The sequence below is a fragment of the Herpetosiphon sp. genome (assembly GCF_003512625.1).
In the GTDB taxonomy this organism is placed as follows: domain Bacteria; phylum Chloroflexota; class Chloroflexia; order Chloroflexales; family Herpetosiphonaceae; genus Herpetosiphon; species Herpetosiphon aurantiacus.
In genome coordinates this window covers 90807-101690 of sequence record NZ_DOPT01000018.1, presented here as the reverse complement: position 1 = coordinate 101690, position 10884 = coordinate 90807, and the positions used below count along the sequence as shown (strand labels likewise).

The window sequence follows — 10884 nt, the reverse complement described above, 5'->3', positions numbered from 1 at the left end:
CGATACCGCTACGCCAACGGCGAGCAACACACCAACCAATACGGCTACGCCAACGATCACGGTGACGAGAACACCGACACATACGCCAACTAATACAGCAACGCCAACGCGCACGGCGACCAACACGCCAACCAATACGGCGACATCGACGGCGACGAATACGCCAACCGTCACCAATACGCCAATTGCTCAGCAGCATAAAGTGTTCTTACCATGGGCCAGCAAATAGCCCGTTGGTAGCAGCTTAAATGTGATGTTTAATCAAGGGGTTGTGTAATGGCGAAGCACAAGAATGAGGCTGGAACGGTGTATAATGCACGTTACACAAGTCGCATAATGCGTGTTTGCTGCCTACTATCCCCAACCATAGCGACCAGCAGCTAGCATCGTGGTTGAATGTTGGTATACTATGCCTAGGTGGGTATATTTCTACCCACCTAGCTTGATCTCAAGCGCAATGCTATGGCGCTCAGCCACCCGCTGAATCGTTGAGAGCAAATGATTAAAATCGATAGGTTTCTCAACATACGCATCACACCCAACCGCCATACAGCGTTCGCGATCACCCGAGAGAGTATAGGCGGTAATCGCAATCACCGGAATCGCGCGGGTTTGTGGTGAGGCCTTGAGTTGGGCGGTTGCACCCCAACCATGCAATTCGGGCATCGACATATCCATCAGAATTAAGTCGGGCTTTAATTGCAACGCCAGCATCAAGCCTTCGATCCCAGTTTTGGCGGTGCTAATTTGAAAACCGCGCCGTTGCAAGCGAGTCGTAAGGATGGTGCGATTGTCTTGGTCGTCATCGACAATTAAAATGTGCATAGCTTGCTCCTGCTGTCAATCGGCACGATTAATTGAAATCGCTACCAATGATTGATACGCTAGTGTTGTTGTATACCATGAAGTCCTAGCTGTAAATAGTTACTTTCGGGGGATATTGCTCACCCGAAAGGTGGTTTTGAGATGGTGTATAGTTAGCCTAACCACAATTCTATGCGTTGCATTCCAATTCGCATCAAAGCCAACGATGGCATAAGGAAGTTCAGCGATGAAAGTAGCCTATCAACAATATGTGCATAAAAGTGTTCGTGGCAAAATTAGCCTTGCCTTATTGGGCATTATGCTGATTGTTGTGCTGGTTTTGTTGATTCCGCTGCGCTATATTGTCAATAGCTCAAGCCTTTTTGCTGAACAACAGGAAATGCAAGATCACCTTGAACGGGTACGACGAGCAATTAATAGTGAGCTTGCCCAGATCGATGCCTTGGTCTTGTCGATGGCAACCTGGGATGAATCATACGATTTTATCAATCAACGTACTCCCACCTATATTGAAGAAAATACCAATAACGAGATTTTTGAGCTGTATAACGTTCAGGCGATGCTCTATACCGATCAGAACGGCACAATTGTGTTCGCCAAAACCTATGACTCGCAACAACGGAAGTCGGTGGCAGTGCCATTTGAGTTTTTTGATATCAACAATTTCTATCCCCAATTACTCAATCATCCGCAGCTTGATCAAGGTACAACTAGCGTGGTGCGGGCTGGCACCAAACTATGGCTTTTGGCGGCACGACCAATTCTCACCAGCGATGCTCAAGGTCCATCGCGTGGTACGTTGATTTATGGTCGGATGGTCGATCAAGCGGTGGTTGATCGGATTAATTACCAAACCTTGTTACCAGTTGAGTTGAGTGATTATCGCTTGCTTGCGCCAACACGGCAGCAGGTTGTCAGCGAATTAGCCAATGAGCAGCGCTTAGTTTCGCGAGCTTTCAACGACGATACCCTCGAAGGCTTTGTGGTTTTTCCGTCAATCGACGGTAAACCTTTGTTGGTTGCAACGTTGGCCTTGCCCCGTACAATTTATATTCAAGGTGAACGCACCTTCTGGTTAATTGCTAGTGTGGTGGGGATTGCTGGCTGCTTGGGGTTGTTGAGCCTCTTTTGGGCTTTGCGACGCTTTATTTTCTATCCGCTAACGTCGATGGTGGGCGATTTGCGCCAGATCGATCCCAATCAGCCTGAGCAACATCAGATTAATTTTGCTAGCCCCGACGAGCTAGGCTTATTGGCTAAAACCGTCAATCAAGCGCTTGATTCGTTGGCTGTCGCCCAGCGCGAACAACTGGCGGCTGAGGCCAAACGTAGCGCCTTGCAAGCCGAAATGCTGCAAAATCAACAAAGCCAATTGCAAACCCAAGCGGCTTTGCTCGAACTCCAAGAGCAAAGTTTGGCCGAACAAGCCTTGCCGTTGATTCCAGTTTCGCGTGAGGTTTTGGCAATGCCCTTGATCGGCCAAATCGATTTCAATCGGGCTGAGCGTTTGCAAACCACGATTTTGCATGGAATTGAAACCTATCGTGCTCGCACGGTTATCCTCGATCTGACTGGGATTTCGCAGCTTGAGCAACGGGCAGCGGTTGCGCTCGGCCAAACGGCCCAAGCCGTGCAATTGCTTGGGGCACGCTTGTTGCTGACTGGGGCAAACCCATCAATTGCTGAAGAAATTGTTGCTGCCAATATCGATTTGGGCCAAATTGCGATCTATCAAACCTTGGCTGCTGGTATGCAAGCGGCTCTCCGCTAAACCTAATTTAAATTCCCACCGTCAAAAGCTGAGAATCAGCTCGCGTAATTCCGCAATGCCGCTGTAGGAGCGGGTTGGGCGCAGCAACCCAGTGCCAATCATAAACATTGGTTAACCTTCATCCATCGCTTAGCCCAACTTACTCAGAATATGCTAAAATGTACAAGCCTGCATAACCCATCTTTCAGAGCGTTGTCGAATGCGGGGGAGTATGCTCCCTCATGCAGGGATTGTATACGCTAGCTCGATCACCCCAAATGGTGGGAACGCATCTTAAAAGTAGGAGTCGATGGTTATGACTGAACTCGTTCGCGCTCAACCGGCATTTAAAGTTGATTTTGTCCCATCACTTGGGTTGGATCTGCTTTCGACAATGGGTCTGATTGGAATTGTCCACGATTTTGAAGGCTTGGATGCATGGCTGGTTGAGGCTGCTGCGAGTGTGCCCCCGCGCTTACGCCACGATATTCAGCTGGCAATGCGCATGGGCGTTTATCCCTATGTGGTGGTCGAAACCGTCTCTGACCAAATTTTACAGCCTGGTGCTGCTGGCCACGACGATTTTAATGGCTTGATTGAAGACCTCAAAGCGCTTTCACCGCAAGAATGTGCCGCGATGGTACATAAAATCGTGCAACGCACCGCCGCCAACGCTGATGTTGAATTATTGCACACGCCAGCCGAAATTATTGCCGATCAAGAGCAATTAGAAGAATTATTGGCTAAAATGCAGTTTCCGGTCGATACCGATGAGCTGATTGAATTATTGCAACAGCCAACCGAATGGCGCGATTTATTGGTCTCAACGATTCAGCGCTTTTGGGACCGGATTTATCGTGAGCAATATGAACTGCAACAAGCCCGCCGCGAACGTAATGCCCATTATCATCGCACACATCAATATAGCGTCAACTTCCGCGATTTATTTGCTGGAGTAACTGGCCGCCGCTTGCCCGACCATATTCATGAACGACTTGGCACGATTAGCACTGTACGTTTTGTTCCATCGCAATATATTGGGCCATACTTGTCGTTTCTTTTCAATGGATCATTACTCACGGTGTTTTATAATAGCAGCACCACACCAGCTGAAGGCGATGAGCAAACTGAACGCACGCAAAGCCTGTATCAGCCATTAGCAGCCTTGGCCGATAAAACGCGCTTGCAAATTATGACGTTGTTGCATGGCCGCGAATTGTATGCCCAAGAAATTGTCAATTTGCTCGATATTCATCAATCGGCGGTTTCACGCCATTTGAAGCTGATGGAAACTTCAGGTGTGCTGAATGTTCGCCGCGACAAGGGTGCAAAATATTATTCGATCAATCGCCAACGGATTGAAGAAATTTCGGCTCGCCTACGCGAATTTGTCTAAATCGACCAGCCAACGCTCCGCTACAACGGAGCGTTTTGCTTTTAAAGGAGCTTGCAATGTCGCTGCTTGATCACGTTGATTTATCGTTGGATTTGGGCAAAAAAAGCTATGAGCGCCAACTCACCGATTTGCAATTTAAAATGTTGCGCTTGCAACGCGCCGTGACCCAAATTGGGCATCGCATGGTTTTGGTGTTTGAAGGCTGGGATGCGAGCGGCAAGGGCGGTGTGATCAAACGCCTGACCGAAGCGCTCGATCCGCGTGGGTTTGTGGTGCACCCAATTGCCGCACCTACCCCCGAAGAACGTGCCCACAATTATCTTTGGCGTTTTTGGAACCGTTTGCCCCGCGATGGCCAGATAGTTTTATTTGACCGTTCATGGTATGGTCGCGTGCTGGTGGAGCGGGTTGAAGGCTTTGCGACGATGCGCGAGTGGAGCCAAGCGTATGGCGAAATCAACGATTTTGAAAGAATTTTACATAACGATCGAACGTCGGTCTTGAAATTTTTCCTGCATATTTCGAGCGACGAGCAAGAAAAGCGTTTTCGGGAGCGCGAAAATGATCCGCTGAAAACCTGGAAATTAACCGAAGAAGATTGGCGCAATCGTGAGAAATGGTCGGAATATGCGATTGCAATTGATGAAATGCTGGCGCGAACATCCAGCGAAAACGCCCCATGGCAAGTGATTGCCGCCAACGACAAACGTTGGGCACGGATTGCGATTCTCAAGGCGGTAGTCGAAATGTTGGTCGCTGATATGCCGTTTGAATTTGACGATGCTAATACCTTGGTGCTCGATCGATCGGGCGCTTATGCCTTGGTTGATGCGGGCAAACTCTCAGCCAAAGCGGTTGAAGCGGTAATTGCCGAAGAAGAGAAAGTGCGGAAGTTGCTCAAAAAGCAGCGCAAGGAAAACTAAATATCGAATTTACGCCAAGTTTGCTTCCTTGTGCTCAGCATTTTTTGCCTAAATAGCTGGCTAACCCGTACAATACAGCCCGACACATCAGATTAAGGAAGCTCTACGATGCACAATTTAGCAATTTATGGCTTTGGTGGAGTCGGGCGGGCGGTGTTGGCCCAAGCCTTGCCGCACTTCAACCTTGCCTTGGTGGCTGATCGTTCTGGGTATGTGGCGGGACCATTGAGCAATGAACGTTGGTTGGCGGTGGCGACGGCCAAAGCCCAAGGCGCAACCCTAGCTAGTTTGCCCGAGGGAAGCAGCGGTGATTGGCGAGCCGCCTTGCCCGCTGGTTGTTTGGTGGCTGATACGACCGCCGAAGCCAATGCCGCCCAGTTGGTTGAATTGGTTGGGCGTGGAATGCGTTTGGCCTTGGCCAATAAAAAACCGTTGTGCGAAGATTTAAATTTGTTTCAAGCCTTGGTTGCTGAGCGCTGCACCCGCTACGAGGCTACGGTTGGGGCTGGCTTGCCGATTGTGGTGACCACCAATTTACTGCGCGATACTGGCGATCAGGTTCAGCGCATCGAAGGCGGTTTGAGTGGTACACTGGGGTTTTTGCTCTCATCAATCGAACAAGGCCAGCCTTATTCGGCGGCTGTGCGTGAAGCTAAAGCCTTGGGCTGGACGGAACCCGACCCGCGTGATGATTTGGGCGGTGTTGACGTAGCGCGTAAAGCTTTGATTTTGGCGCGTACTTTGGGCTATCAATGGAACTTGAGCGATATTACGATTGAGCCATTGTATCCGGCTGAGTTTGCTGATTTGAGCATTGCTGAATTTATGGCGCAACTTGAGCAACTTGATCCTGGTTATGCCCAACGCCAAGCCGAAGCTGTTGCCCAAGGCCAAACCTTGCGCTATGTGGCGGCGATCACGTCTGAGGGTGCGCGAGTTGGCTTGCAAGCAGTTGCTAAAGATAGCCCGCTTGGCTCGCTCAAAGGGCCAGATAATATGGTGGCTTGGACAACCAACCGCTACCAAGAGCGCCCGTTGGTGGTACGCGGGCCTGGCGCAGGAGTCGAAGTGACCGCTTCGGCAGTCTTGTTTGATCTCTTGGCCTTCCGTTAAATAAAAACCGTGGTCAACGAAGACCACGGCTCAAACCCTCTTGATAATTGTGAACTATTGACCTGCCATATCCCGCCGCTGGAACAAGAGAATTCCTAACATAATTGAGCCAAAGATATAGGCTGCAACAACCATCAAGCTGGTGCTTAATGAAATATGTGTGCCAAAGACTCGATCAACCCCTTCAAACATCATTGTTTGCTCTTCGCCAGTGTATAACCAATTGGCTTCAAGGTTGCTGATATGGGCATTTGGTAAGATTTTGGCTGCCAAGGTTGAAAAGCTCATGGCAAGGTTGAAAATCGTATTACCAACGATCCCAAAGACAATCCCCATAATCGTCGAGCGGCCTGCCATGGTTACCAACAAGGTAATCGATGAAAAGACCACTAATTGCAATAAGACTGGAATCAACGATTTCAGCAAGGTTCCCAAGGAAAAGCTATCAAAATCAAATAACGTGCCACCTAAGATTGCCGTGCCGATCAAACCCATCAATTGCCCGAAAATCAGCGAAATAATGATCAGGCAGATCATAAATAACAAGCAGATGGCAATTTTAACGATAATGAAATCGCTGCGCCGAGCGCGGCGTGGCAAGAGCACTTTCCAGGTATCACGGCTATACTCTGAGCCGATGCTATTGCCCATAAACACCACAGCCAACATTGAGCCAATCGCACTCAAAATAATCGAAGGGAAGAGAAACCCATTTGGAAACATCATCGCGAATTGGGCTGCTGTCCACCCTGTATCCTCTTTGCCGTTGTATAAGGCAATCCCAGTTTGCGCCACAAAGGTGATCAAAATAATCGCCAAAGTGATTAGCAATAGCCCAATATTGGCGGGGCGTTTATAAGTTTTAGTCCATTCAGCCCGAAATAAATTCCACATTAGCGACCTCCTACCACAACTTCAGCCAAGGGTTGTTGGGCTGACGCGCCGCCAGTCCCAGTAATTTCTAAGAACAACGATTCGAGCGAGCGCTGGCGCACGACCACTTGAAATACATCAACATCAGCTTGCACTAATTTGCGCATGACATTTGGCACATCTTGCGGCTCCGCATTGATGTTAATCCAGTGTTGGTCGAAGCTATGAGCTTTTAATTGTGGTAGTTCTTGTAAAATCGCCATGGCGCGTTCAAATGGCGCGGCTTCGATCGCATAGCCTGGGCCGCCTTCGGTCGCCAACAGATCGCGTACCCGGCCTTGTTTGATCGTCACACCCTTTTGAATGATCGCCACATCCGAGCAAACTTGTTCAACTTCGTAGAGCAAGTGGCTTGAAAGAAAGACTGTGCGGCCTTCTTGACCCATGCGCAAAATTAAGTTACGCATTTCGACCGTGCCAGCCGGATCAAGCCCGTTGGTCGGCTCATCAAGAAACACGATTTTGGGGTCGTTGAGCAAGGTTGCGGCAACCCCAAGCCGTTGCTTCATACCCAATGAATAGGTTTTAACTTTATCTTTTTCGCGGCCACGTAAGCCCACAAACTCAATTAATTCATCATAGCGGGCTTGTGGTAAATCTTGGCCGCCTGATCGGGCTAGAACGCGCAAATTTTCTAAGCCCGACATATAGGTATAAAATGCTGGCGATTCGACAATTGCTCCAACGTAAGGCGCAATATGTTTGCGAGCATGCAAAATATCATGACCAAAAATGGTTGCCTTACCAGCAGTTGGTCGAATAAGCCCCAATAACATGCGGATTGTGGTGGTTTTACCTGCACCATTCGGGCCTAAAAAACCATAAATCGTGCCTTCAGGAATATGTAAACTTAAATTATTAACTGCTGGAATTTTTTTATAGACTTTGGTTAACCCTTCAGCAGTAATTGCGATTCCACTCATACAATGCTCCTAATCTAGCTGCGGTGTTGATACAACGTTAACAATCGATGAATTGTTGCAAGCATTTATTATTTTTGTTCGTCATCAAGTGGCACTAAGCGCTCGCGTAAAGCCATAATTGCTGCTTGAGTTCGATCTTGCAGGTGTAATTTGGATAAAATATTGCTGACATGGGTTTTGACAGTGCGCTCACCGATCACCAAATGCTCGGCAATTTCGGCGTTGCTCATGCCACGGGCAATGCACGTCAATACTTCGCGTTCGCGCTCGGTCAGGGTGTCCAAGGGCGAGCGGCGTGAGCTGGTAAGTTCAGTCATCAAGCGTGAAGCAACCATTGGATGTAAGGTGGCCTCGCCCCGTCGAGCTGCCCGAATTGCTGCCACCAAGGCATCAGGCCCAACATCTTTGAGCAAATATGAGAGTGCTCCAGCCTTGATCGCCGGAAAAATGCGCTCGTCTTCGCTATACGATGTCAGTACGATTACTTGGGTATGTGGTGAAGCTCCGCGCACTTGGCGCGTCGCTTCAACGCCATCGATTCCAGGCATGAGCAAATCCATTAGCACCACATCGGGCAAGACTTGGCTCACAACCTGCACGCCTTCTTCGCCCGAAGCGGCCTCGCCCACAATTTCAATATCTGGCTGTGTATCCAAGAAGGCACGTAAACCTACCCGTACCACGACATGATCATCAACTAAAACAACTCGAATCTGCTCTTGCATGGTGCTTTCCTTCTTGGCTATCAACGTGGCTCGACCAGTAGCCCAGTTTGGGTTCGTGGTACAACGATGCGTAGGCTTGTGCCTTGGCCTGGCGCAGCAGTTAATTCAACTGTGCCGCCAACTGCTTTGGCGCGTTCTTGAATGCTAATCAAGCCTAGCGAGTGCGAATTGCGCGGTTTATCTTGATCAAAGCCACGGCCACGATCGCGCACCTCTAAAGTGGTGCGATGGGCTTCATATTCAAGGCTTACGCTGGCGCTGTTCACGCCGCTATGCTTGGTCACATTGGCCAAGGCTTCTTGGCAAATCCGATAGAGTGCCTGCTCATGATCTAAGGGAATGCGCCGTTCGCCGTTGGTATTCAGTTCAATCTGCAAGCCTTGGCGACGCGCTGCCTCTTCGGTAAGTTGACGTAATGCTGGGACTAAACCTTGATCACCGAGCGCAGCAGGCCGAAGTGCGAAGATCAAGCCACGAGTTTCGTGCAAGGCGCGTTGGGCCATTTGGCTGAGTTGTTCAACTTGGCTACGCGCTTTATCGGGCTGGGCTGGCAATAAATTACGCGCAGCCGCCGCCAACATCGTGACGCTAAATAACTCTTGGCTAACGCTATCGTGCAAATCGCGAGCCAACCGATTACGCTCCTCGACGATTGCCAATTGGCCTGCCTGCTCAACTAAGGCAGCATTGCGATCAGCTAGTTGACGTAACATTTTGACATTTGATTCAAGCTGTTGGGCCATGCTGTCGAAGCGCCGCGCCAAATGCCCAATTTCGTCGATTGATCCATCGTTGACCCGCACGCTCAAATCGCCAGCGGCCAAACTATCGGTAGCTTGGGTGAGATGCACCAAACGGCGCACAAAATTACGGGCCACAAACCAGCCATAGACCATGCCAATTAAGGCATTGGCAATAATCGAAACAATTGAACTGGCAATAAAAATAACAAACATCAACAATGCAACAATCACTTGATTTTGGCTAAGTGGCCGCGAACGTACATACAGTGCCCCAATCACTTGGTTGGCTTGATCGCGAACTGGAGTGGCAATCACTAAATAATTCTCATACTTCCAAGTTAATTGATCGATATCGTCGCTGCCAGCAAGTGCTGCCTGCACAACCCGTCGATCATTGCCCACTATCGCATCGTTCCAGGGCTGGCCCGCCGGAGTACGGCTGGGAAATGTCCCGCCGAGCACATTACCCTGCGCATCAAGCAATAAGAGGTGGTAGCTCTCGCTAAACACATTGGTCGCTTCAGGCGAAAATACCTCAGCTGGCATCAAAATCATTTCCTGCGAAAGATCGCTGGGAGAATTATTGATAGTATTGCTAATCGCTAATTCAAGGTTATTTTGCAGAAATTGGCCGCGCAACGAACCAAAGCGATAGCGTAACAACTGTTGGATTGTGTGCTGATCGGTTGGCTCTTGCAAAACCTCGCTAAACTCAGCGGCATGATTTTGGGCGGCGCTAAGCAAGGCGGGAGCATTGAGCGGTGGAGCAGCACCCATCACTAAACCAAACGCCAAACCATTAATCAACAAAGTCAACGCTACGCTGATCCACACATACGACCATGTGAGTTTCCAGCGTAGCGTGCCAAAGCGCTGCCCAAAGCGTTGAACGAGGGTTAATTTACGATGCTGCTGCACTCGCTGCCTCTTGTCGCCAAATACTGATTGCAATCATCAAACAGCCAAGTTGAAAATCGTAGGGCTGTGGGTTATTGAAATTGGCGATCATGGTGCGTTGCCAAAAGCCTTCAGCTTTAACTTCGCCAATGATGACCCCATTGAGATACACCTGATAGCCACTTTTCCAGATTGAAGGCCGCTCGAAGCGTAAGGGTTGGTTGGCATAATGGCCTTCAAGCGTGGTTTTCCAAATACTCACGCGGGCAACCCGCATAATTTCTTGGCCATTGGCGCTCATAACAAGTGGGTAGCCCTTGCCTTTGACTCGGCTGAGGGTGTAATTTGTGTGCTCAATTTGCCATTGCGCACTATCACGCCAACCTTTAAATTCAACCGTAATTTGGTTGGCATAGGCGCTACGAATTTCAAGTTTTCTGCCAGTCCAACTACTATACTTAGCTTGAAGCATGGTATCCTCCAACGACTACAAAGCTTGAATCCTACTATAAACGAGGCTGTTGGATTATACATCCGAATCTGGGGCCAATCGGAACTGTAAAATCTGCAACTGAGCATCGTCCTTAAGTACGAGCATTAGCATGGGCTGGTTGCTGGGTTAGCATTGAGTTAACATCAAGCACAACGGTGGTTTT

Annotated in this window: 11 protein-coding genes; 5 read left to right on the top strand and 6 right to left on the bottom strand. The window is 49.2% G+C overall.

Annotated elements, in window-relative coordinates; translation table 11 throughout:
* Nucleotides 1–229: hypothetical protein (locus DEF47_RS04165; RefSeq protein WP_287044979.1), on the top strand; the 229-nt coding region annotated here is incomplete at its 5' end.
* Nucleotides 230–429: 200 nt separating this feature from the next.
* Here the strand turns inward: DEF47_RS04165 and DEF47_RS04160 are convergent.
* A complete protein-coding gene (locus DEF47_RS04160) occupies nucleotides 430–825 on the bottom strand; it encodes a response regulator (RefSeq protein WP_012188652.1) in 396 nt (131 codons plus the stop codon).
* A 226-nt stretch (nucleotides 826–1051) separates the two neighbouring features.
* On the opposite strand from DEF47_RS04160, the gene DEF47_RS04155 reads away from it, so the two are divergent.
* From DEF47_RS04155 to DEF47_RS04140, 4 genes are all read left to right on the top strand, one after another.
* Nucleotides 1052–2596, top strand: a complete 1545-nt coding sequence (locus DEF47_RS04155; RefSeq protein ID WP_012188653.1) for a CHASE4 domain-containing protein — start codon at nucleotides 1052–1054, stop codon at nucleotides 2594–2596.
* 295 nt (nucleotides 2597–2891) lie between these two features.
* A complete protein-coding gene (locus DEF47_RS04150; protein ID WP_012188654.1) occupies nucleotides 2892–3971 on the top strand; it encodes an ArsR/SmtB family transcription factor in 1080 nt (359 codons plus the stop codon).
* Nucleotides 3972–4027: 56 nt separating this feature from the next.
* A complete protein-coding gene (locus DEF47_RS04145; RefSeq protein WP_012188655.1) occupies nucleotides 4028–4894 on the top strand; it encodes a polyphosphate kinase 2 family protein in 867 nt (288 codons plus the stop codon).
* A gap of 108 nt (nucleotides 4895–5002) precedes the next feature.
* Complete coding sequence (locus DEF47_RS04140) at nucleotides 5003–6007, top strand: homoserine dehydrogenase family protein (protein ID WP_012188656.1); 1005 nt, start codon at nucleotides 5003–5005, stop codon at nucleotides 6005–6007.
* A gap of 54 nt (nucleotides 6008–6061) precedes the next feature.
* Here DEF47_RS04140 and DEF47_RS04135 read toward each other — a convergent pair whose 3' ends face one another.
* The 5 genes from DEF47_RS04135 to DEF47_RS04115 all read right to left on the bottom strand — a co-directional run bounded on the left by DEF47_RS04135 (nucleotide 6062) and on the right by DEF47_RS04115 (nucleotide 10700).
* Nucleotides 6062–6901, bottom strand: coding sequence for a DUF2705 family protein (locus DEF47_RS04135; protein WP_012188657.1), 840 nt, complete (start codon nucleotides 6899–6901; stop codon nucleotides 6062–6064).
* Nucleotides 6901–7863: an ABC transporter ATP-binding protein gene (locus tag DEF47_RS04130; protein ID WP_012188658.1), complete on the bottom strand. Its 963-nt coding sequence runs from the start codon at nucleotides 7861–7863 to the stop codon at nucleotides 6901–6903. The genes DEF47_RS04135 and DEF47_RS04130 overlap by 1 nt, the downstream gene beginning before the upstream one ends.
* Nucleotides 7864–7931: 68 nt before the next feature.
* Nucleotides 7932–8588 carry a response regulator gene (locus DEF47_RS04125; RefSeq protein WP_012188659.1) on the bottom strand — a complete coding sequence of 219 codons (657 nt, stop codon included), beginning with the start codon at nucleotides 8586–8588 and terminating at the stop codon, nucleotides 7932–7934.
* Between the two features lie 20 nt (nucleotides 8589–8608).
* Nucleotides 8609–10249 (bottom strand): sensor histidine kinase, encoded by a 1641-nt coding sequence (locus DEF47_RS04120; protein ID WP_012188660.1) that lies wholly within the window; start codon nucleotides 10247–10249, stop codon nucleotides 8609–8611.
* Nucleotides 10233–10700 carry a hypothetical protein gene (locus tag DEF47_RS04115; RefSeq protein ID WP_012188661.1) on the bottom strand — a complete coding sequence of 156 codons (468 nt, stop codon included), beginning with the start codon at nucleotides 10698–10700 and terminating at the stop codon, nucleotides 10233–10235. The genes DEF47_RS04120 and DEF47_RS04115 overlap by 17 nt, the downstream gene beginning before the upstream one ends.
* Between the last annotated feature and the right edge of the window lie 184 nt (nucleotides 10701–10884).

Coding starts and splice junctions, on each gene's coding strand:
- DEF47_RS04160 (WP_012188652.1), bottom strand. CDS start 825: ATGCACATTTTAATTGTCGATGACGACCAAGACAATCGCACCATCCTT.
- DEF47_RS04155 (WP_012188653.1), top strand. CDS start 1,052: ATGAAAGTAGCCTATCAACAATATGTGCATAAAAGTGTTCGTGGCAAA.
- DEF47_RS04150 (WP_012188654.1), top strand. CDS start 2,892: ATGACTGAACTCGTTCGCGCTCAACCGGCATTTAAAGTTGATTTTGTC.
- DEF47_RS04145 (WP_012188655.1), top strand. CDS start 4,028: ATGTCGCTGCTTGATCACGTTGATTTATCGTTGGATTTGGGCAAAAAA.
- DEF47_RS04140 (WP_012188656.1), top strand. CDS start 5,003: ATGCACAATTTAGCAATTTATGGCTTTGGTGGAGTCGGGCGGGCGGTG.
- DEF47_RS04135 (WP_012188657.1), bottom strand. CDS start 6,901: ATGTGGAATTTATTTCGGGCTGAATGGACTAAAACTTATAAACGCCCC.
- DEF47_RS04130 (WP_012188658.1), bottom strand. CDS start 7,863: ATGAGTGGAATCGCAATTACTGCTGAAGGGTTAACCAAAGTCTATAAA.
- DEF47_RS04125 (WP_012188659.1), bottom strand. CDS start 8,588: ATGCAAGAGCAGATTCGAGTTGTTTTAGTTGATGATCATGTCGTGGTA.
- DEF47_RS04115 (WP_012188661.1), bottom strand. CDS start 10,700: ATGCTTCAAGCTAAGTATAGTAGTTGGACTGGCAGAAAACTTGAAATT.